Annotated in this window: 15 protein-coding genes; 7 read left to right on the top strand and 8 right to left on the bottom strand. The window is 44.2% G+C overall.

All coding sequences use genetic code 11. From position 1 onward, the window contains the following. Positions 1–3: 3 nt before the first annotated feature. The 3 genes from AC1DCV_RS09545 to AC1DCV_RS09535 all read right to left on the bottom strand — a co-directional run bounded on the left by AC1DCV_RS09545 (position 4) and on the right by AC1DCV_RS09535 (position 2,947). Positions 4–945: a class I SAM-dependent methyltransferase gene (locus AC1DCV_RS09545; protein ID WP_477022993.1), complete on the bottom strand. Its 942-nt coding sequence runs from the start codon at positions 943–945 to the stop codon at positions 4–6. Positions 946–1,087: 142 nt separating this feature from the next. Beyond that, on the bottom strand, positions 1,088–2,260 hold the full coding sequence (gene dnaJ / locus AC1DCV_RS09540) for a molecular chaperone DnaJ (RefSeq protein ID WP_441573699.1): 1,173 nt from the start codon (positions 2,258–2,260) through the stop codon (positions 1,088–1,090). A gap of 111 nt (positions 2,261–2,371) precedes the next feature. Continuing rightward, on the bottom strand, positions 2,372–2,947 hold the full coding sequence (locus AC1DCV_RS09535) for a nucleotide exchange factor GrpE (protein ID WP_477022992.1): 576 nt from the start codon (positions 2,945–2,947) through the stop codon (positions 2,372–2,374). A gap of 128 nt (positions 2,948–3,075) precedes the next feature. Here AC1DCV_RS09535 and AC1DCV_RS09530 point away from each other — a divergent pair, with 128 nt between their 5' ends. Further along, positions 3,076–4,248 carry a class I SAM-dependent rRNA methyltransferase gene (locus AC1DCV_RS09530; RefSeq protein ID WP_477022991.1) on the top strand — a complete coding sequence of 391 codons (1,173 nt, stop codon included), beginning with the start codon at positions 3,076–3,078 and terminating at the stop codon, positions 4,246–4,248. Between the two features lie 83 nt (positions 4,249–4,331). Here the strand turns inward: AC1DCV_RS09530 and AC1DCV_RS09525 are convergent, their stop codons facing one another. The 4 genes from AC1DCV_RS09525 to AC1DCV_RS09510 all read right to left on the bottom strand — a co-directional run bounded on the left by AC1DCV_RS09525 (position 4,332) and on the right by AC1DCV_RS09510 (position 13,822). Then, complete coding sequence (locus AC1DCV_RS09525; RefSeq protein WP_441573702.1) at positions 4,332–4,586, bottom strand: T9SS type A sorting domain-containing protein; 255 nt, start codon at positions 4,584–4,586, stop codon at positions 4,332–4,334. Between the two features lie 298 nt (positions 4,587–4,884). Beyond that, a complete protein-coding gene (locus AC1DCV_RS09520) occupies positions 4,885–5,916 on the bottom strand; it encodes a PorP/SprF family type IX secretion system membrane protein (RefSeq protein ID WP_477022990.1) in 1,032 nt (343 codons plus the stop codon). An 18-nt stretch (positions 5,917–5,934) separates the two neighbouring features. Further along, the gene (locus tag AC1DCV_RS09515) at positions 5,935–8,787 is read right to left on the bottom strand and encodes a PKD domain-containing protein (RefSeq protein WP_477022989.1); all 2,853 of its coding nucleotides are present in this window, start codon (positions 8,785–8,787) and stop codon (positions 5,935–5,937) included. 160 nt (positions 8,788–8,947) lie between these two features. After that, the gene (locus tag AC1DCV_RS09510; protein WP_477022988.1) at positions 8,948–13,822 is read right to left on the bottom strand and encodes a PKD domain-containing protein; all 4,875 of its coding nucleotides are present in this window, start codon (positions 13,820–13,822) and stop codon (positions 8,948–8,950) included. 128 nt (positions 13,823–13,950) lie between these two features. On the opposite strand from AC1DCV_RS09510, the gene AC1DCV_RS09505 reads away from it, so the two are divergent. Both AC1DCV_RS09505 and AC1DCV_RS09500 read left to right on the top strand, forming a co-directional pair. After that, the gene (locus AC1DCV_RS09505) at positions 13,951–14,550 is read left to right on the top strand and encodes a methyltransferase domain-containing protein (RefSeq protein ID WP_477022987.1); all 600 of its coding nucleotides are present in this window, start codon (positions 13,951–13,953) and stop codon (positions 14,548–14,550) included. Further along, positions 14,532–15,224, top strand: a complete 693-nt coding sequence (locus tag AC1DCV_RS09500; RefSeq protein ID WP_477022986.1) for a rhodanese-like domain-containing protein — start codon at positions 14,532–14,534, stop codon at positions 15,222–15,224. The genes AC1DCV_RS09505 and AC1DCV_RS09500 overlap by 19 nt, the downstream gene beginning before the upstream one ends. Positions 15,225–15,294: 70 nt before the next feature. Here AC1DCV_RS09500 and AC1DCV_RS09495 read toward each other — a convergent pair whose 3' ends face one another. After that, positions 15,295–16,806 (bottom strand): carboxypeptidase M32, encoded by a 1,512-nt coding sequence (locus AC1DCV_RS09495; RefSeq protein WP_477022985.1) that lies wholly within the window; start codon positions 16,804–16,806, stop codon positions 15,295–15,297. Positions 16,807–16,866: 60 nt separating this feature from the next. Here AC1DCV_RS09495 and AC1DCV_RS09490 point away from each other — a divergent pair, with 60 nt between their 5' ends. The 4 genes from AC1DCV_RS09490 to recN all read left to right on the top strand — a co-directional run bounded on the left by AC1DCV_RS09490 (position 16,867) and on the right by recN (position 22,179). Further along, complete coding sequence (locus AC1DCV_RS09490) at positions 16,867–17,961, top strand: Nif3-like dinuclear metal center hexameric protein (protein ID WP_477022984.1); 1,095 nt, start codon at positions 16,867–16,869, stop codon at positions 17,959–17,961. Between the two features lie 3 nt (positions 17,962–17,964). Beyond that, positions 17,965–18,717 carry a zinc ribbon domain-containing protein gene (locus tag AC1DCV_RS09485; RefSeq protein WP_079469314.1) on the top strand — a complete coding sequence of 251 codons (753 nt, stop codon included), beginning with the start codon at positions 17,965–17,967 and terminating at the stop codon, positions 18,715–18,717. 283 nt (positions 18,718–19,000) lie between these two features. After that, positions 19,001–20,488, top strand: coding sequence for a tetratricopeptide repeat protein (locus tag AC1DCV_RS09480; RefSeq protein ID WP_477022983.1), 1,488 nt, complete (start codon positions 19,001–19,003; stop codon positions 20,486–20,488). A 32-nt stretch (positions 20,489–20,520) separates the two neighbouring features. Further along, entirely contained in the window at positions 20,521–22,179 is a 1,659-nt protein-coding gene (gene recN, locus AC1DCV_RS09475) for a DNA repair protein RecN (protein WP_477022982.1), read from the top strand. Positions 22,180–22,301: the final 122 nt, after the last annotated feature.

Genomic DNA, 22,301 nt, shown 5'->3' with positions numbered 1-22,301 from the left:
CACTTATTTTATCAGGCGATAGCACTTTCTGATTAACTTCTGCTGAAAATCAAAAGGGAGGGTTTGATTGGTGATATCCTTTATACTGGCAGCATTGATTTTTTCTGTTTCCATTACAAACCTGCGATAGTTATTACTGAAATACACCACGCCGTCTTTTTTCGTGGCCAGTAACACTTTGTTGAGCATATCTGCGTGGTCCCGCTGTACATCCAGGAAATCCTTCATCCGTTTACTGTTGGAAAATGTTGGAGGATCTATGATAACGAGGTCGTAGGTATTCAGTTTCAATGTATCGAGGTACTGGAGTACATCGGCATGTACGAAAGTATGTTTGGGACTATCAAAGCCATTGAGCCGCATATTTTCTTCTGCCCACGAGAGGTAGGTTTTAGAAAGATCTACAGAAGTTACTTTTGCTGCACCACCTGCAGCGGCATACACGGAGAATGATCCGGTATAGCAGAAAAGGTTGAGTACCTTTTTATCTTTTACTTCTTCCCTTACCATGCCGCGTGTAATGCGATGGTCGAGGAATAAGCCGGTATCAAGATAATCGGAGAGGTTTACTTTAAATTGGAGACCGGCTTCATAGGCAGTCATGATATGACTTTCCAGGCTAAGTTTTTCATACTGGCTTTTCCTGTTTTCCTTACGTTGCCGTTGTTTCACCCAAATTTTGTTGGGGGGTACTTCCAATACTTTACTGATCAGTTCCAGGCAGGTATCGAGCCACTCTTCGTGGGCATCTTCTTCCATGCCATGTTTACGGTTGTATTCTGCGATGTACACATGATCTTCATACATTTCAATGCTGAAGGGGAATTCAGGGATATCGTCATCATATACCCGGTAACAGGTAATATTTTGCCGTCTGGCCAGTTTGGAAATATGCCGGAATACTTTCGTGAGCCGGTTTTCGAACATCTGCAGTTTAGAATCCATGGTTTCGCTTATATGAGAGCAGAAGGCTGAAAGCACAAAGCAAAAAGCTATTTTCGCGAATGATCATGATGGAGATATGAATAATCATCCGCTGTCATCATTCGCGAAAATAGCTTTTTGCTTTGTGCTTTCAGCTTTCCGCTCAGCTAAAAATATCTCTTACTTTCTCAAAAAATCCTTTTTCAGATTTTTCAGGATTAGGTTTAAAGTTATCGGAGGACTGTAATTTATCGAGCATTTCTTTTTCTTCTGAGGTCACCGTTTGTGGTGTCCATACATTCACATGAATCAGCTGATCGCCTTTTTCGTATGAATTAACAGAAGGGAATCCTTTGCCTTTCAGGCGGAATATTTTACCGCTTTGAGTACCTGCAGGGATTTTTATTTTGGCTTTACCGTCAATGGTAGGCACTTCCAGGGAGGTGCCGTACACTGCATCCGGGAAAGAGATGTGCAGATCGTAAGCTACATTGAGTCCATCGCGTTGTAGTTCTGCATGTGGTTCTTCCTCGATGAGGATCAGCAGATCGCCGGGGGCGCCGCCTCTTTCACCTGCATTACCTTTGCCGCTCATGCTCAGTTGCATGCCTTCCTGTACGCCTGCCGGGATGTCGATGCTAACCATTTCTTCACCATACATACGACCTTCCCCTTTACAGTGGCCACATTTGCTGGTGATGATCTGGCCTTCACCATGACAGGTAGGGCAAGTGGTAACAGTTTGCATTTGTCCGAGGAAAGTTTGTGTTACTTTCCTTACCTGGCCGGAACCGCCGCAGGTATTACATGACTGGAATGCATTTTTATCTTTAGCACCCAGGCCTCCACAATGTTGGCAGGGTACATATTTTTTTACTTTAATTTTTTTGTTAGCGCCTTTAGCGATTTCTTCGTAGGTGAGACGGATTTTTACCCGGAGGTTCGAACCACGTGTACCGCGTCCACGGCGGTTTCCACCACCACGGGCGCCACCACCGCCAAAAAAGCTTCCGAAAATATCATCGCTACCAAAGATGTCACCGAAATTGGAGAAGATGTCATCCATGTTCATTCCACCACCACCATATCCACCGCCACCACGGTTGCCATTCATGCCTGCATGGCCAAAGCGGTCGTATTGCGCCCTTTTATCGGGATCGCTTAATACTTCATAAGCTTCAGCTGCTTCTTTGAATTTATCTTCCGCCTCTTTGTTGTTCGGGTTGCGGTCAGGGTGAAACTGCATGGCTACCTTACGGTAAGCCTTTTTAATCTCATCCTGGGAGGCAGATTTGGTAACAACCAGTATTTCGTAATAATCTCTCTTGGTAGACATTATAAAAATCACTTGATGCTGGTGCAGGCACCAGCTTTTGTTTCGGTAAAAAAAATTGTTTTACGTCAGCTTTGCATAGGCAATCATTAGAGATTATGCCACATCGTCATTTTATTTACCCACAATTACCTTAGCATGACGTATTAATTTGTCACTCAGGTAATAACCAGGTTGCAGTACGTCCACTACCTTTCCAACCAGTTCTGGCGTGGGAGCAGGTATTTCTGTAATAGCTTCCTGTAAATCGGGATCAAACGAGGTGTGGATACTCTCCATTGGCTTCAGTCCTTTTGCTTGCAGGGTAGCTTTCAATTTATTAAACACCAGCAGGATACCGTCTTTAACGGCTTCAAAGTCAGTAGCGTTTTCTAATTGTTTGGAAGCCCTGTCGCTATCGTCCAGTACATCCAGCAAAGATATGATAACTTCTTTACTGGCGGTTTGCATAAGTTCTATACGTTCCCTGGCAGTACGTTTACGATAGTTGTCAAATTCTGCCTGCAGTCTGAGGTATTTATCGCGTATTTCGTTTACTTCCTGTTCTTTCTTCTCCAGCTCTGTTACTTCATCTGACTCATTATTCGTATTTGAACTATCGCTTATATTTTCTTCTGGCATGCCTTTCTCGTTTTCGCTACCAGTGTTAGCCTGTCCGTTTGTCTGCATGTCTTTTTCGTTTTCTGTCATAATAAGTAATAATTGTCTGCGGGGTAACCAGTCAATTTCTTTGCCAACAGCGGTTTAGGCGACAAAAAGGCAGAATTGCAGCTATGCTAACCGCTAAATAGCTACCTTTGCACCTCGAAATACAATAAATGACTAAAGTTTTTTTAAAGAAGCAGATACAAAACAGGGTATTACAAGGGCATCCCTGGATTTTTGGCAACGAAGTAGCTGAAATAAAAGGAGATGTAAATGCCGGTGATATTGTAGATGTATATACGCATAAAGGTTTTTTCCTGGGTCGTGGTTATATAAATCCTCAATCCCAGATACTGGTTCGCTTGCTGACCCGTGACAAGAACGAAGAAATAAATCCGGAGTTCTTTTACCGCCGCCTGTTGAAATGCTGGGAATACCGGCAGAAGCTGGGGTATGTGGAAAACTGCCGCCTGGTATACGGTGAAGCAGATGACATGCCTGCGCTGGTAATAGATAAGTTCAATGATTATTTTGTTATTCAGACACTGGCCCTGGGCATGGAAAAATGGAAAGATGCCATCGTAGATGCTATCAACCGCATTTTTTCCCCGAAAGGTATTTACGAAAGGAATGATGTACCGGTAAGGGAACTGGAAGGGATGACTCAGCAAAAGGGTTTCCTCAGTGAACCTTTCGATACCAATCTTATTATTAATGAAAATGGACTCCGGTTTCATGTGGATATCGTAAATGGCCAGAAGACCGGCTATTTCCTGGATCAACAGGATAATCGCCGTGAGATTAAGCATATCGTTAAAGGTGCAGATGTAATGGAAGCATTCTGTTATACTGGTACCTTCTCCTGTCATGCAGGATTTTATGGTGCTAAAAGCGTACTGGGACTGGACATTTCAGAAACAGCCGTAGCTACCGCACGAAAAAATGCGGAACTCAATAACCTGCAGGATATTTGTCAGTTCCAGGCGGTCAACGCATTTGATCAGCTGAAACAATGGACCAGGGAAGAAAAGAAATTTGATGTTGTGATCCTGGATCCGCCGGCTTTCACGAAAAGCCGTGAAAATATTCAGAAAGCGGTAACTGGTTATAAAGAAATTAATCTGCGTGGAATGAAGCTGCTGAAGCCAGGTGGATTCCTGGTAACAGCTTCCTGCACTAACCTGGTATCACCTGATCTGTTCCTGCAAACTATTGATGCAGCTGCCAAAGATGCGAAGAAGAGATTGCGCCAGGTAACTTTCCAGACACAGGCACAGGATCATCCTATTTTAAGAAACATTGAGAACACTACTTACCTGAAGTTCCTGATCGTGGAAGTATCCTGATCAACTTACAGCTTATAATAAAAAAGGAAAAGTCACGATGTAAATCGTGACTTTTCCTTTTTTATTTTGATGCCAGATGTAAACTATTTGACGACGTTGAATTTTCCGGATTCAATCAGATTGCCCCGTTGATCACGTAACTGGAATATGTAAATACCATTATAGTAATTATCTAAATTCATAGTAGTGCGTGCACCAACGCCTTTCAACTGATCTATTTTCTTTCCCAGAAAATTATATACAATAAGATCATACACCTGATCGTTATTGTGTTGTTGAATGACAAAGTTAATATTGGTAGTAGCAGGATTAGGGTACAACTTCACTATTTTGCTCACGTTTTTAACACCCCCGTCCTGACCTGGTTGGGATTTATCGCTTTGAGCCTTGCCAACTAATGAGAGCAAGCTGAAAACCGTTATGAGAATTAGGGTAGAGGTTTTCCACATAGTATTATAAAAATAAAGTTTTTTTCAAATATTTCCTAATTTTTGTTTGATAAATTCAGCTCATCTAAGTGCCTCTGTTTCCACATAAAAATAACAAACCACCTGCCATTTTGTTAGCATTTCCCCTTTTTTTATGTAAACTTTAACGCTTGATAACATTTYTTATAAACAATTGATTATCATTCATTTAAAACCGCGGGCAGTTCACACTTTCCAGGGTTGAGTTCCGGCTGTTCAGGAATCCCTTGAAAACCAACGATATTTCGAAGCCACCGAATGTCTGACTGGCGGTTCTCAGTTTCGAAATATTGGTGTCGTAACTCATTCCTATCTCATATTTATCCATGTCTATCTTAATAGTGGGGATAATAGCATCATTCCACCTAAGGAAGAGACCGCCGTAGATAGCCCGGGTTGACTCCAATCCCTGATTCATTAGGCCATATCCAATCAAAGCACCTCCAATGTACTCGGAATAGGTACCCTGATGCAACTGATTGTAGTGTGCAATCACTTTTACTCTTTCATCCACCGGGATAGTAATACCCGCATTAAATGTCAGCTTGGGCTGCAATTCAATATTCTGATCCCGGTAGAAAGAAATTTTAGCCCGGTTAAAATGGAAATAGCCGGCTCCGATAAAGTAATTGACGTCTTCCCCTATCACACTGTTATAACTTATACCCACACCAGCATCCAGGTAGCTGTAGCCTTTGAATGCCAGCTTGCCTTCTTCGCCGGTAGGTGCCGCCGGATCAAACCGTCCGCTGGTATATTGGTTATTGAAGGTCATGTTGGTAGGGTCAAACTGACGTTGCACAAAACCACCCATGAATCCTAAAGACAGGAAACTGCTTTTATCTTCATTGAGTGATTTATGATAGTTGATCGCCGGAAAGATTTGTGTAGACTGTAATTTGGAAGTACCCGCCCGGTCGTAGGTGAGTTGCAAACCCGTAGTGACGTAGTCGTTACTACGACCTACAGGGAATTTTATTTCACCACTCACAGTGCCTGTCTGATAGGGAACAGTAACACTGTTCCATTGATTACGGTAAACAGCCTGCACACGCACATCTCCGTTGAAAATACCTATCAGCGCAGGATTACGGAGTATAGGTGTTTCATAGAACTGTGAGAGGTGTATATCCTGTGCATACAATTGTGTTGCACCTGTTATGCAAACTATCGCCAGTAATATGCGGTATACGGTTTTCATGGTAGCCAGGTTAAATAATTATCTTAGTAATGTTACATTGCCTTTCAGCTGGAAAAATTCGTTGGTATCGCAATATGCTTCGATGAAATAAATATATACATCGGAGGCCTGCGGTTTACCATTGAAGGAACCGTTCCATCCTGCGCTGATATCGTCTATATTGATTCTTTCCCGATGGAATACTTCCTGTCCCCAACGATTGAAAATGCGGAAGGACTTAATAAAGTTGATACCTTTCCCACGCGGATAGAAAATATCATTCTGTCCATCGCCATTAGGACTGAAGGTATTGGGTATAAACACCACATCTGTATTGCAGATCAAGTCCACATTCATTACATCTGTTTTCCTGCAACCATACTGGTTAGTGCCGGTAATGCTGTAAGATATAGGCTTGCGTATGGCAGCGGTTACATAAGGAGAAGTGGTATTATCCAGGTAATCTTCCGGACTCCATTTCCAGCTTATTATATCTGCACTTCCGCTGGCCATCAGCTTTACCACATCGCCTACCATCACCGTCTGATCTTTTCCTGCACTGACCTCAGGTACCGGTTTCACTGCTATTTTAACAGAAAGCGGTGCACTCATCGGGCACAGCGCATCGTTTGTTCCGGTTACTTGGTAGGTAATGTCCGTAGACGGTGTTGCAAAAGGATCAGCAATGGTATTATTGGTTAAGCCGGTCACCGGTGTCCAGTTATAGAGGGTAGCCCCTGTAGCTTTTATTTGTATGGAAGAACCATAGCAAACGAGCGTATCCCTGCTCACGGTGAGATTGACTTTTGGAACAACTGCCACATCGGTGGAGTCAAATACCGTACATCCATACACGTTAGATGCCTGTACCAGATAGCGGGTATTTATTACCGGAGTAGCCACGGGATCGGTACAAAAAACGCAGCTCAGTGTACTGGCTGAAAGCCATTGTACGGTGCCATCAGACAATGCGTTGAGGTCAACACTATTACCTTCACATATTTTAGGTTGTTTGGCAGATGCTTTCACAAAAGGAGTAGGATGAATAGTAATAGTTTTACTCACCGAGTCCATACAGTTGCGTGCATCTGTTACGACCAGTTTAATCGCCTGTCCGCCGGAGGCAGTATACTTTGTCCCGGGAGGTGTTTGCGAAGTAGATTTCTGTCCGTTACCCAGGTCCCAGTTCCAGTTGGTGATGGGGATATTGGGCGAGGTAATGGTGTTGTTAATAAAAGATACCGGTTGACCTGCGCAGGTAGCGGGACCTGTTGTAAAATCGGCTTGTGGCGCCAGTATATTAATATCGTTTGGCTTTGTGACAATGTCATCGCAATACGCGGCATCCTTATAATGAATCGTTAGCTGATTACTATAGGTACCTTTTGTAGCCCATGTTTTTACGTATGTTTGGTTAGTGGTGGTATATACTTCTCCATCTCCAAACTGCCAGGTATAGCTGGATACCAATCCTAGTGGTACATTCAGCACTTCATAGGTAGCTTTGCTGCTACGACAGATAGAACTGACACCGGCGGTGAAATCTGCCCTGAAATAATAGACGCTCCGGAAGCTGCTATGGTGGCAGTTATTGCCGTTCTCTCCAATAGTAAGACGAACTGTATAATTGCCTGGAGTAGTATAATTATGTACTGCATCTTTGGTATTCAGCAAAGGAGTATTATCTCCGAAGTCCCACTCATAAGTAGTGTTAGCATTAATGCCGATAGAGTTATTGGTAAAGATGAATTTGCTTTTGTCGGTGCAGTCACGTACCACATTGAATTGTGATACCGGGCCGGTTACCACTACCTGGGCAGGAGTCGCAGCGGTGAAACAGCCATTGCTGCCAGCTTTCATTTTAACGGTCAGTGTGCCGTTGGCATTGAATGAATGCCTGATGTCATTATTGCTGCCTTCATCTGTGGTACCATCACCAAAATCCCAGCTATAGGTATCTGCATAATTAGCGTTTGCCAGCAGTCTTACCGGATCTCCCACACAGGTACTGGTGGGCGACACGCTGAAACTTACATTGGTGGGCGGGTTGCCGGTATGTACGTATTTATCGAATGATTTGGTGATAACACATTGATTTTGTGTAGTAACGGTAACGCCTATATTATAAGTGCCGGTTTGTGTAAAAATATGATTTACGTTGCCGTTAGTAGTTGTTTGTGTATTTCCATCTCCGAAGTTCCACGTCCATGAAGCAACCGGATCATTGACACTATTGGCGGAGGTGGCGGTAAAGGCCGCCGTATAAGGAACACAGCCCGACAATGGTGTAGAAAGTGTGATATCAGGCAGGGAGATATCGATATAGGCTGGCTTTTTTAATGTGGCCGTACAGCCGTTGCTGTTAGTAACGGAAAGGGTGACATCAAATTTACCGGCGCGGGTATAATTATGTGATATATAGGCATTGCTGGTAGTAATAATGGTGCCATCACCAAAATCCCAGGTGCGGCTGGTAGCATCCAGCGTGGCATCTGTAAAATTAGCGCTGAACACTTTACAGCTTTTGGTAACATCTGCAGAAAAAGATACCTGTGGGGTACTGCCAATTACCATTGTCCGGAAATAAGTGCTGGTAGTTACGCCTCCGATTACCTGGTATTTCGCTTCCAGGGTAATTTTTATGGGCCCACCTGTGGTATAAGTCACCTGTGGATCAACATCATGTGAGGTTCTGCCATCGCCAAAATCCCAGTTATAGGCAAGGGGAGTGCCGGTGCTGGTATTTTTAATAGTAATAGTAACGGGTGTACACAGGTTGCCCGGTGCAGCTGTATAGGTAAAGTCCGCTTTCTGCGCCAATAAGGTGTTTGCCTGCAATAGAGATATCAGGAGCAGCAATGTACATAAACACTTTGCCTGTAGGTATTTCATAGGGTACACAGGTTTTCCATTAACTGAATAGCTCCACAAATTAACAAAAATTACATATATAAATTTTTTGATTTTCAGATTTTTTGATATTGGAGGTGTTTTATGCGGTTTTAGAGGCATAAAACACCTTTCAGGTACCGGAAAATGTGAAAATCTGTTGTTATCTGATAAGGGTAACATTGCCTTTCAACAAATTCACTGCGCCCTTATCGCAGACTATTTCTACGTAATAAACAAATACATCAGGATTCAGTATTACTCCTTTATACCGGCCATCCCAACCTTTGGTAGGGTCATTTGAATTAACACCGGTACGCTCAAACACTACTTGCCCCCAACGATTGAATATTCTGAAAACGCGGATGGTCTGCATTCCCTGTCCACGCACATAAAAAACATCATTCTGTCCATCGCCGTTAGGGGAGAAGCTATTGGGAATGAAGATGCTGCCCTCATCACATACGAGTTTCAATGCAATATCATCTGTGCTCACACAGCCAAACCGATTCGTCACCTTTACATGATAGGTAATATCATCTGTAGGAGTAGCAGTAGGCGCCAGGCAATCGTAGCAACTGAGCCCCTTTACCGGCGTCCATTCTATTTTGATGATGTCTTCGCTCCCTTTTACCGGCAACGGTATCACGGAACCTGTAGCTGTTACGATATCAGGGCCTGCATTTATTACCGGGGCATCACGTACATATATTCTGGCAAGTGCGGTATCCGTGAAACAAGTGCTGTTATTATATCCTACTACCTGGTAAGTAATATTGCCGTCCGGTGTAGCTACCGGATCCGGGATATCTGACCGGTTCAGTCCCCGCGCCGGAATCCACTGGTAGCGCAGTGCTCCGCCGGCATTCATTTTCACGCTTTCGCCCGCGCATATTTCCTGGTCCTGCGCATAAATACGAAAAGGCTGCGTCACCTTCACTGGTATTTCTCCCTGATTCGTACAACCGTATTCGTTAGTAGCTGTAATGTGATACACGGTATCTATATCTGGTTTTACCTGTGGAGAAACATTGGTGGCGTCCGAAATATTATAATTTGTCCATTGTACCTGAACGTTGGCAGTGGTATTGGCCTGTAGTTGAAGTGCCGCTCCACGGCAGATCTCTGCACTGCCTGGTGAAGGATTCAGGATCGGTGAAGGGTTTACCACCATACTTGCGTTGGTGGTGGCAGGACAGGAACCATCGCTGTTGGTGATTGTTAACACCACCGGTACTGTACCTGTACTGTTCAACGTGATTTCAGGGGGCACCTGCTGATTAAATGTTTTGTCGGTACCTACCTGCCATAGCCATTTTGTACCCGGTATGTTTTTAGTATCACTGCCGGACAATTGTATTTTACCAGATACGCATAATGGTAAAATAGGTGCTATCACTGCTACCGGTTGCGGAGGAATAACTACCGGCAGCGTTTTTTCATCTGTACATCCGTACGCGCTTGTTACTACCAGTTTTACATTCGTTGTTCCCGGTTGCGGATAGGTGAATTTTCCATCTGTAGTGCTGGCAGTATTATCGGGATTTCCAGGTACCCCGAAATTCCACGCATTAGCGAAATCAAGTGCCAGCGAGTCTTTCGTCAGTGTTTTACTTTTATTGGTAAATGTCACCAGTCCGCCGCCGCAAGCCTGGAAGTCATTTGTTGTAAAATCAGCGGTTGCTTTATCTACAATGATTTTGTCATTTCCTTCTGCTTTCACCACGCATCCCTGGTTATCCAGCAGTGACACGCGCGGATAATAAATACCGGGTTTTACATAAGTATGTGGCGGAGATACTGCGGTGGTAGAAGTCAATACTGTACCATCATCAAAGTCCCACATATAACTGTCTGTTTTAACAGAGGTGGCACTGATGCTGATACCTAGCGGCACACAACCCTGTGTGGGAGTGGCTTTCATGGTACCATCAGGTCCCTTGATAGTGATAGGAAGCGTAGCAGTACTGGAGCAACCGCCTTCTGAGTATACCGTGAGAGTCACATTGTATGTTCTGGCGCGTGCGTAAATATGTACGTCAGGATTGTTTTTGGTGGAAGTACCATTATCTCCGAAGTCCCAGGCGGCATTTTTATAATCCGTGGAGGTATTGGTAAATAATACTTTTACCGGTGGACATAGATCCAGGTCATCAGGAATGGTGAATGATGCCTTGGGGTCAGGTACGGTGATCACATTTGTTTTAGTGATTTCATCTGTACAGCCGGCTGTGGTAGTTACTTTTAATACCACGTTGTACTTACCTGGTGCGCTGTATATTTTTACCGGTTTATTTCCGGTACCGGTAGTGTTATCTCCAAAATCCCAGGCATACGTTTGTACGTTGCCCTGTGACTGATCTACGAAAGTAAATGATTTATCCAGGCAGGCGATGTTGGACGGTACCATGAAATCGGCTTTTACCCGGTCAAACGGGATTACTTTCTGCACTTTTGATATGCAACTGAATTTATCTGTTACCGTTAATGAAACCGTATAATCGTTGGCGTTAGTATAGGTGTGTTTAATACCCAACGGTTGTGTGGGATAGCTTTCTTTATTGCTGCCATCACCAAAATCCCATTCCCAGTTGAGTATCTGGTTGCCGGTGTTGGTAGTTGATTTATCGGTGAATGTAAAAATTTCGTCCTTGCATCTTTTGCCAGTGTAGTCAAAATCGGGATCACTGCCATTTACATCTATGGATACAACAGGTGCATCTTTTGTACAACCATTTTTATCTGTAATGGTTAGCTTAATGGTGAAGGTGCCGGTTTTATTGTACTGGTGGGAAATACCTTTCGTTGGGTCAAAATTAAATGCCGGAACGGCTTGTATCGGACTGCCATCTCCCCAATCCCATTTATATTCATTGATGTTATCGTTATTCAGCGGCCCAAGGCTGATATTTATTTTTTCGGTTTTACAGATTCTTTGCTTGTCAGGTGTAATGACAGGTTTCTCATCTATAATATTAACAGATAATGAATAGGTACTGGTACAGATGCCATTATCGATGGTGAGTTTTACCTGCTTGATACCTGTGGTCTGGTATCGGAAGTCAGGGTTTTGATCCGTGGAAGTAGCACCGTTTTCGCCAAACTCCCACAGCCATGTTTTTATCGGTGTAGGAATAGGACCAAAGGTGGAGTTATCCGTAAACTTACGATGATAGGGATCAATACAATCCGGTGTGGTAGCAAAACGGGCTATTGGTGGAATGATCTGGATATAATTTCTTTTAATTAATTGTACCCGGCAACCGTTATTGTTTACTTCCAGGATCACATCATGACTACCAATTTCATTGAACTGATGATTTGGATTTTCCTGTGTACTCGTGCTGTTATCCTGTACAAATGTCCAGATCCAGGAAGTACCGCGGGGTACAGACAGATTGGTAAACTGAACAGGGTCTTTCGCACAGGATTTCAATGGCGTAGCGCTGAAATCAACTACTGGCTTGATGCCTGCTGTAATGATTGTTTGACCGGTTGCGATACAGCCGCCTGCAGTTGTTACTTTTAAGTTGACGAAGAAGATACCTTCTTTGGTAAAAATATGTGTAGGTTTTGCTGCAGTTGAAGTAGTACCATCGCCGAAATCCCATTCATAACTGACAATGGGATCTGGTATATTTACTTCCGCATAAAAATCTACAGACAAAGGAATACAACCTTCTGCTACACTGCGATAAATGGAAAGATCTGGTTTTATAATTTTAATATAATTCGGTTTGCTGACTGTTTTACTGCAACCCAATGTGTTGGTAGCGGTCAGGCTGATGGAATAGATTCCTTCTTTGGTATAGGTGTGCGAAGGGTTCTCTGTGTTAGCAGTAGTACCATCACCGAAGGTCCAGCTCCACGCAGTGGCATTGGAAGACTGTGCACTGAATTGCGTGGTAAAGGGTGTATTACAGGCACTTACCGGTGTGGCAACCGGGTCTATATCTGGTGCCGGATTAACGTGAATGGTTTGTTGTGTTTCTTCCATACAGCTTCCCAATGTGGCCTGCATCTTCACAATGTAATCACCTGGTGTGGTGAATTGTTTTACTGCATCTGCAGTTGTTTGGGTGGTACCATCCGGAAATGCCCAGGTTACCTGATCTGGTGTTGGCTGGGTGGTATTTTTAAAAGTAATACTCTGCCCTGCACAAAGCGCCGAAAAAGTGAACGCTGGTTTTACTTTAGCGATAACGATATAGTCTGTTTTGGTCAGTGGAGCAGAACAGTTGCCGCTGGTGGTAGCAGTTAGTTTTACTGTATATTTTCCTTCTTTCGTATAGGTGTGTTGGTTAGTTGTTCCAGTAGTACCGTCACCATAATCCCAGGAGTAGGTGACCGGATCCGGAGAGTTATTAACGGTGTTATTAAAGAAGTTTACGGTAAAAGGAGTGGTACAGCTTTGTGTTTTGTCGGCTGTAAATACCGGAGCAGGAGCGCTTTGTACCTTTACAGATACGGGCCCGCCGGTGCTGGAACATCCCATGCTGTTGGTAACAGCACTGATGACATTATAGGTGCCGGCTTGTGTATAGGTATGCGGAGCATTTGCTCCTACAGCGCCGCCGCCATCACCAAAATCCCATGTGATGTCTGTTATGGTGCCATCGCCGGGAGTTGACTGGTCCTGAAAAGTAGCCATGTATGGTGCGCATCCGCTAAGACTGCTGGTCGTAAATTTAGCAGTCGGTTTGTTATACACCTGTATATCAATCTGTTTGACGATTATATTTGAAGGTCCATAAGTAGCCGTCATTTTTACGTGGTAAATACCGGGGTTCTGGAATGTTTTTGAAGGGGTAAGATCGTTGGTAACATTCGCACCTAATCCAAAATCCCATTCCATGCTCTGATAGCCCGCATCCAGTGTGGCGGTGAAGTTGACCAGGAACGGTGGGCATGCTGCCAGTTTATCCGCTTTAATGGATACTGATTGCGCATGGGCAGCAAAAGCCATGGCCATTACAGGCAGCAGACTACAAAAAAAATGTCTTATGACAATCCGTAAATAATAGAGTAGGCTTTTCATGGCATAGGTTGGCGTTAAGGCCGGTCATAGGTGTATTCAAAGTATAAAAATAACAATAATGTTTGTAAAAGCGATGGTTTTATGTATGTGGCTGAATGGCCGTAACTTAGCATAAAAGAATTCAGGATATGGATAGTCAGTACTGGAATAACAGGTATATTAACGGAGATACCAGTTGGGATATGGGAGCTGTGTCGCCTCCGTTGAAAGCGTATATTGACCAGGTACATAACCGGGATGTTCGTATACTCATTCCCGGTGGAGGGAATAGCTATGAAGCAGCCTACCTGGCGGGACAAGCCTTCAGTGATGTTACCGTACTGGATATTGCGCCGGTACTGGTAGAACAACTGCAAAAATCGTTTGCCCGTACCCGTGTGAAGATATTGGAAGAAGATTTTTTTGAACATACCGGTAGTTATGATCTTATTTTGGAGCAGACATTTTTCTGCGCCATACCGCCTTCACGCAGAGCAGATTATGTAAAACATATGCATTCACTGTTAAAACCTGGTGGTCATCTTGCAGGTGTATTATTTAACAGAAGCTTTACACAGGAGGGCCCGCCTTTTGGAGGTTCTGAAGCAGAATACCGGGAATTGTTTGCACCGTATTTTGATTTCAAAACCTTATATCCCTGCTACAATTCACATCCGGCCAGACAGGGCTGTGAGTTGTTTATTAACTTTATACCGAAACTGAAAAAATTATGCGCAGATTCTTATTAGTAGCCATGGTATTGCTGGCAGGAAGTTCACTGAAGGCACAGCAGAAACAATCTGAAGATGCCGCTGCATTTGATAAGGATATTCAACAACCAGGTATCCAGGTATTTGATGTACGTACTGCCAGTGAATTCAACACCGGGCATTTGCCAAATGCCTTACAGGCAGATTATACAAAGAAAGCGGAATTCAAAGACAGGGTGCAATACCTGGACAAGAAAAAACCGGTATACATTTATTGTTTGAGTGGTGGCCGTAGTAGTGCCGCTGCCAAATGGATGCGGGAAAACGGATTTGACCAGGTAGTAGAACTGGAAGGCGGCATTAATGCCTGGAAGCAGGCGGGCAAACCTTTAGATGGTGTGGCAGATAAACAGCCGCAGCTCACAATCGCAGACTATAATAAATCGGTACTTGCAAAAGGATGGGTGCTGACAGATGTAGGTGCCGCGTGGTGCCCGCCCTGTAAGCAGATGGAGCCGGTGCTGGAAAAATTCTTCCAGAAACATACCCAGGTAAAAAAAGTATTTGTAGATGGAGGTAAAGACCAGGACGTTATGAAAGCGATTAACGCCAATAGCTTACCGACTTTTATTTTCTATAAAGATGGAAAAGAAGTGGGTAGGAAGGAAGGGGTAATAACGTTGGAAGAACTTGAGAAAGCTTTTAGCAGTTAGCTTTTAGCTTTTAGTAAAATGCAGCGATATCCTTCGCTGCATTTTACTAAAAGCTAAAAGCTAAAAGCTATTAAAAGCTATATATCCCGCCGTATTTCTTCTTTGCATATTCAAGGAAATCCCCGAATACCAATTGTTTTCCCGTTACTTTTTCACACAATTCATTAGAGGTGTAAAATCTGCCGAAAGGATGGATGTTATGACGCAACCATTCCAGCAATGGCTGGTAATTACCGGTGGCGATGTTGTTATCTAATCCGGGTACCTGTTTTTGTGCCGCAGTAAAGAACTGTGCAGCGTAGAAACTACCGAGAGAGTAGGTGGGGAAGTAGCCGAAGCTGCCATGCGACCAGTGAATATCCTGTAATACGCCTTGTACATCATCCGGTACTTCTACGTGCAGGTATTGACGGTAGTATTCATTCCAGGTATGTTTCAGGTCTTTAACATCAATACTGCCGTCTATCAATCCCTTTTCAATTTCGTAGCGGATCATGATATGGAAATGATAAGTCAGTTCATCTGCTTCTGTGCGGATAAGGGAGGGTTGCACTTTATTGATGGCTTTATAGAAATCATCCAGTGACACCTGGCCCAGGTTTTCCGGGAAAAGTTGTTGCAGGCGTGGATAATGATGTTGCCAGAAAATCAGGCTGCGGCCTACATTGTTTTCCCAGAGGCGTGACTGTGATTCGTGAATACCTAAGCTGGTGGCTTCACCACAAGGCAGGCCATATTGTTCTGTTGGCAGTCCCTGTTCGTACAGTGCATGTCCGCCTTCATGGATGCAGCTCCAGGTCATGTTCCCGAAGTCATTTTCATCGATACGGGTGGTTACCCTTACATCCTGTGGATTAAAGCTGGTAGTAAACGGGTGTTCAGAGATATCCTGACGTCCGGCCTGCATATCATAGCCCATGTTTTCCAGGAGGGAGATCCCGAATTTCCATTGTGCGTCACGGTTATAGTGGAGATGAAGGAAATCTTTGTTAACAGTGGGTTGTTGTTCTATTTGTGTGAGCAGCGGAGCAAGGGCTGTCTTCACTTCATTGAAGATAGTGTCCAGCATTTGGGTGTTGGCGCCTTTCTCATATTCATTCAGCAGGGCATTGTAGGGGTGGCCTTCATAACCGAGGATATCGGCTTCCTGTTTTTTCAGGGTGATCATCCTGGAGAGAGCGGGGGCAAAGATGTTGTAGTCGTTGGCTTTACGAGCTTTTATCCAGGCATGATAACTTTCATTGGTGACGGTAGACATTTCCGCAACGAAAGCGGCCGGGTATTTTTTATTTTTTTCAAAATCTTCTGTAGAGAGCAGTATATTTTTCTGTGCCACCGCATCGGTAGTGGTATTGCCTTTGAGGGCCTGCAATACGGCATCCAGTTCCGGGGCAGTGAATAATTCGTGGGCAATGGAGCTGAGGGTCGTGATTTGCTGACCGCGGAATCCGGCTCCTTTTTCAGGGAGATAAGTTTCCTGATCCCAGCCCAGTACTGCCAGGGCATTTCTTACGTCTGCAATTTTTTGCATTTTTATTTTGTAATCCGCATATAGTTCTGCTGTAGATTTGCTTCCGGGCATAAAACTTATTTTTTTGCAAATTTAGTTGATGCCGGGAATGAACCATTAATTTTTGCAGATATGAAAATAAAAGAGATCATACAGGTAATTGAGCAGTTTGCTCCTTTGCAGTACCAGGAGAGTTATGATAATGCGGGGCTGATTTTCGGGCAGGCAGACCGGGAGGTAACCAATGTGTTGTTGACCCTGGATGCAACGGAGGCGGTGATAGACGAGGCCATAGCGCGTGGTTGTAACCTGGTGATTGCCCACCATCCGATTGTTTTTGGGGGGCTGAAGAAGATTAATGGGAATAATTATGTGGAAAGGGTGGCTATTAAGGCCATTAAAAATGATATAGCGGTGTATGCTGCGCATACCAACCTGGATAACGTGCGGAATGGGGTGTGTGCGCAGATGGCGGCTATGCTGGGACTGGAGGAGTGCCGGGTGTTGCAGCCCAAGCGGGGATTGCTGAAAAAGTTATACACATTTGTGCCGGAGGCGGATATAGAGGCGGTAAGGGCCGCCTTGTTTGCCGCAGGTGCCGGGAATATTGGCAACTATAGTGAGTGTAGCTTTAATGGGGCTGGTGAGGGAACCTTCAAAGGAACGGAAGGGACGAATCCATATGTGGGGACGCCTGGAAAAAGACATTTTGAGGCAGAAATAAAGTTGGAAGTAATTTTTCCGGTATATTTGGAAGGTAAAATTTTGCAGGCGCTGCAGAGCAGCCATCCTTATGAAGAGGTGGCATATGACATGGTGAGTCTGGATAATGCTTATCAGCAGGTGGGTTCGGGATTGGTAGGTATTTTACCGGAAGCCATGGAAGAAATGCAATTTTTACAATATGTGAAGCAGCAGTTCCGGACAGGTTGTGTGAAGTATACCCCTTTGCGGGGTCGGTCCGTTAAAAAGGTGGCGTTGTGTGGAGGGGCAGGGAGTTTCCTGTTAAAGCAGGCGATAGCGGCCGGAGCGGATGCCTACATATCATCAGATTTTAAATACCATGAATTTTTTGATGCTGATAATCAATTAATTATAGCAGATATTGGACATTTTGAGAGTGAGCAGTTTACAGTAGAATTATTTTATCATATATTGACTGAAAAATTCCGTAATTTTGCGCCTCTTAAATCTACGATTAAAACAAACCCGGTAAATTATTTATAATACATGGCAACCGTAAAAGAATACTCCGTTGAAGAAAAATTAGCGTCTGTACTCAGATTACAGAAGATTGATTCCAAGCTGGATGGAATCCAGGTGCTGAAAGGGGAGTTGCCGATGGAGGTAAAAGACCTGGAAGACGAGATCGAAGGATTGAACACCCGCCAGTCTCATATTGAGAATGAGATGAAAGGTATACAGGACTTCGTTGCCAGCAAGAAAAACGCTATCAAAGAGGCTGAAGCGCTGATCAAGAAGTACGAGAAGCAGCAGGATAATGTGAAGAATAACCGTGAGTTTGAAGCCATCACCAAAGAAATGGAGATGCAGGCGCTGGAAATCAAGCTGGCTGAAAAGCATATCAAGGATGCTAACGAAGAGATTAAAGAGAAGAGCCGTGTCCTGGAAGTAGCTAAGAAAGCAGTAGCTGATAAAGAAGCGAACCTGAAGCATAAGAAAGGTGAACTGGAAAAGATCATTGGCGAAACAGATAAAGAAGAGAAAGCTTTCCGTAAAGAAAGTGAAGATGCTAAAACCAAGGTAGATCCACGTTTACTGCAGGCTTACGAGAAAATCCGTAAGAACTACCGTAACGGTCTGGCTGTAGTAACAGTAGAGCGTGATTCCTGTGGTGGTTGCTTCAATGCAATTCCTCCTCAGCGTCAGGCAGAAATCCGTCAGCACAAAAAGATTATCGTTTGTGAGCATTGCGGCCGTATCCTGGTAGACAACGACCTGGAAGCAACCGTAACTATCTAATCAGGCGAAAGTCAGTATAAGAAATTTAAAAGGGCATCTTAGGATGCCCTTTTTTCGTGTAGGCATAGGCGTAAAAAAATATACTAATTTATTTAGTTTTGTTTTACTAATTATATTAGCTTTGTGTCCGGTGCCGTTACGCAGGTACCTTGCGTAGTAGTTCTTTTATTTTATGGCAGGGAATTGGATGGGGCAATGCAACTTTAAAAAATGTGAATTGTTATTTGGGATTTGGAAGATGATATGTGAGATTTGGCCTTTAATTTCTGGAATTTTTCCCCGTATGCGTATTATTTTTTCGTTGTTGCTTTTGTTGAGTGTAGGGTTGAACGTTAGTGCCAGGCAGAAAGTATTTGATTTTAATACCCGTTGTGAGCAGGCATATGATGCGATTATGCAATTGCGCCTTACTACGGGAAAGGCTTTACTGGAAGCAGAGAAAAAAGAGCATCCGGATAACCTGGCGCCTTATTTTCTGGATAACTATGCAGATTTTTTCCCGCTCTTCTTTAATGAAGATCCGGCAGAATATTCCGGGAAAAGGAGTCTGCGTTCTTTCCGGCTGAATAAGATGGCAGAAGGATCCGAAGACTCTCCGTATTATCTGTATACGCAGGCGGCTATCAAATTCCAGTGGGCGCTGATCAAGATAAAGTTTGATGAAAAGTGGGATGCCACCTGGGAAATCCGGAAAGCATATATGATGCTGAAAGACAATCAGCAGCGTTTTCCCAATTTTGTACCCAACAACCTTTTACTGGGGGCTATGCAAACAGTCTTTGGCACCATCCCCGAAGGCTATAAGTGGATTACCAATATTCTCGGTCTTAAAGGGAGTATGAAGGACGGAATGGCCAATGTGAATAAGTTCATTGAGAGCAATGCACCGGAAGCAAAAATGTTCAGGGAAGAATCCTACTACTATTATTGCTACCTGATGTTGTTTATTGTGAATAAACCGGAAGAAACGTGGGAATTTCTGCAACGTAAGCAACTGGACACCAAAAATAATTACCTGTTTGCGCTGATGGTGGCTAACTTATCGCTCAATAATCAGAAAGCAGCAGTAGGACTAAAGGTGCTGGAGGACCGGAATGATACCGCAGAGTATGCGGATATTCAATATTACAATTATGTAATGGGGCTACTGAAACTAACAAAACTCGACCCCGATGCGCATATTTACCTGGAGCGGTTTGTTAATAACTTCAAAGGCAAGTTTTATGTGAAGGAATGTTTGCAGCGACTGAGCTGGTACTATTACCTGGAAGGGAATCAGGCTGCGGCCGATAAGTACCGGGCCATGATTATGACGAAAGGTGGACTGGAAACGGATGCGGACAAACAGGCACTGAAGGAAGCGAAAGCGGGTAAGTGGCCCAATCCTTTTTTACTGCGGGTGCGGTTGCTAAGTGACGGCGGGTATTTCCCCAAGGCGCTGAGCATGCTGCAAACAAAAAAAGCAGCCGATTTCCCGGCAATGGAAGATAAACTGGAATATGCTTACCGCCTGGGACGTATTTTCGATGAAAGCGGACAGGACGACCAGGCAATTGCCATGTACGATGTAACGGTGAAAGTGGGTAGCAACAGGCCGGAATATTATGCCGCCAGGGCTTCCCTCCAAATGGGTTACATTTACGAAAAGAGAAACGAAAAAGCCAAAGCTCTGGAATGTTATCAGCGTTGTCTGGGCATGAAAGGGCATGATTATAAGAATTCCCTTGACCAGCGTGCCAAAGCAGGCATTCAGCGGGTGAATGGAACCTAAGCTTTCAACATCATAAAGGAATTTCCTTACTTATGTTACAGCGATTAACCATCAAGAATTACGCAATTATCGATCACCTGGAAGTTGACTTTTCAGGGAACCTGAATGTGATTACCGGAGAAACCGGTGCAGGTAAATCCATATTATTAGGCGCCATTTCCCTGATCCTGGGAGAAAGGGCCGACCCGGGGGTATTGTTCGATAAAACAGGTAAGTGCATTATTGAGGGATTTTTTAAAGTAAAGAAATCCCAGGTAGCTGCCTTTTTTCAGCAGCATGAACTGGACCTGGAAGACCAACTGATCATCCGGAGAGAAGTAAGTGCTACCGGTAAATCAAGGGCTTTTGTAAATGATACGCCTGTAAACAACTCCCAGCTAACAGAATTAAGCGGTTACCTGGTAGACCTGCACCAGCAGTTCGATACCCTGGCACTGGGCAACGCAGATTTCCAACGCGAAGTAATTGATGCATTGGTAAATAAGCCCGCCGCATTACAGCAGTACCACCAGGTATATGTTCAGTATGTGCAGGTGCAGAAAAAATACAAACAGCTATTTGATAACCGCGACAGTGCCAACAAGGAACTGGACTATAACCGCTTCCTGCTGGACGAGTTATCTGATGCAGGTTTCAGCCCCAATGAAATAGAAGACCTGGAAATTGAACTGCAAACCCTGAGTCATGCGGAAGAAATAAAGAACACGCTGAACCGTGTTTACTTCCAGCTGAAAGAAGATGAGCAGCCTATTTTACAGCAATTAAAACAATTACAGTCCTCCCTGCAGGGACTGGCTGCTTTTCATAAGGCGATGCCGGCTGTATCGGGGCGTTTATTATCCACCTACCTCGAACTGCAGGATATTGCAGGAGAAGTAGAGAGCATTAATGACCAGGTGCAATATGATGCACAGCGGATAGAAGTAGTAAATGAGCGGATGGCACTGGGTTATCGCCTGTTCAAAAAGCATGGGGTACATACTACCGATGAGCTGTTGGCCATCAAAGATGCGCTGGCGGTGAAAGTAGAAGATGTACTGAACCTGGATGAACAACTGGCAGCCCTGGAGCAGGAACAAACACGCCTGAAAGAAAGCCTGCAGCAAAGCGCTGCCGTGATTACTGCACAAAGACAGGAACAGTCAACCCCTTTCGAAAAACATGTGAATACTTTGCTTGCACAGGTAGGCATGCCGAATGCCCGGTTGAAAATAGATATTCTTACAGGAGAACTGAATCCTTACGGACAGGATACCATTGAATTTTTATTTGACGCCAATAAAAGCAACCAGTTTGCTCCGGTAGGCAAAGTCGCTTCCGGAGGTGAACTGAGTCGTTTGATGCTTTGTATCAAATCCCTGGTGGCACAATCTGTTGCCCTACCTACCCTGATCTTTGATGAAATAGATACGGGTATTTCGGGCGAAGCAGCCCGTCAGGTGGGTGTGATCCTGAAAGACCTGGCCAAATCCCATCAGATCATCTGTATTACACATCAGCCGCAAATAGCTGGTAAAGCAGATGCCCATTACTTCGTATATAAAGACGCCAAAGCAGATAAAGTAACGACCAGCGTACGTTTGCTGTCGGAAGATGAACGGGTGAATAAGATTGCGCAGATGCTGAGTGGGGAGAAGCCAACGGCGGCTGCCCTCGAGAATGCCCGGGAAATGCTGGCGGTCACTATTTGAGAAGCTTTTAGCTGTTAGCTTGTATGGGATAGGATTTCCTTGTAAGGTTTAATACGGCGCTCACTCCCTTTTATCAGCAAGGAGTTGAGCATAGATATTCAGCTGTTAGCCTTCAGTGATAA

This window comes from Chitinophaga sp. 10T418, from assembly GCF_056394125.1.
This window is presented reverse-complemented; position numbering and strand designations above follow the sequence as displayed.

Bases quoted from the DNA above. Each gene is read 5' to 3' on its own strand.
- AC1DCV_RS09545 (WP_477022993.1), bottom strand. From the start codon at position 945: ATGGATTCTAAACTGCAGATGTTCGAAAACCGGCTCACGAAAGTATTC.
- dnaJ (WP_441573699.1), bottom strand. From the start codon at position 2,260: ATGTCTACCAAGAGAGATTATTACGAAATACTGGTTGTTACCAAATCT.
- AC1DCV_RS09535 (WP_477022992.1), bottom strand. From the start codon at position 2,947: ATGACAGAAAACGAAAAAGACATGCAGACAAACGGACAGGCTAACACT.
- AC1DCV_RS09530 (WP_477022991.1), top strand. From the start codon at position 3,076: ATGACTAAAGTTTTTTTAAAGAAGCAGATACAAAACAGGGTATTACAA.
- AC1DCV_RS09520 (WP_477022990.1), bottom strand. From the start codon at position 5,916: ATGAAAACCGTATACCGCATATTACTGGCGATAGTTTGCATAACAGGT.
- AC1DCV_RS09515 (WP_477022989.1), bottom strand. From the start codon at position 8,787: ATGAAATACCTACAGGCAAAGTGTTTATGTACATTGCTGCTCCTGATA.
- AC1DCV_RS09510 (WP_477022988.1), bottom strand. From the start codon at position 13,822: ATGAAAAGCCTACTCTATTATTTACGGATTGTCATAAGACATTTTTTT.
- AC1DCV_RS09505 (WP_477022987.1), top strand. From the start codon at position 13,951: ATGGATAGTCAGTACTGGAATAACAGGTATATTAACGGAGATACCAGT.
- AC1DCV_RS09500 (WP_477022986.1), top strand. From the start codon at position 14,532: ATGCGCAGATTCTTATTAGTAGCCATGGTATTGCTGGCAGGAAGTTCA.
- AC1DCV_RS09495 (WP_477022985.1), bottom strand. From the start codon at position 16,806: ATGCCCGGAAGCAAATCTACAGCAGAACTATATGCGGATTACAAAATA.
- AC1DCV_RS09490 (WP_477022984.1), top strand. From the start codon at position 16,867: ATGAAAATAAAAGAGATCATACAGGTAATTGAGCAGTTTGCTCCTTTG.
- AC1DCV_RS09485 (WP_079469314.1), top strand. From the start codon at position 17,965: ATGGCAACCGTAAAAGAATACTCCGTTGAAGAAAAATTAGCGTCTGTA.
- AC1DCV_RS09480 (WP_477022983.1), top strand. From the start codon at position 19,001: ATGCGTATTATTTTTTCGTTGTTGCTTTTGTTGAGTGTAGGGTTGAAC.
- recN (WP_477022982.1), top strand. From the start codon at position 20,521: ATGTTACAGCGATTAACCATCAAGAATTACGCAATTATCGATCACCTG.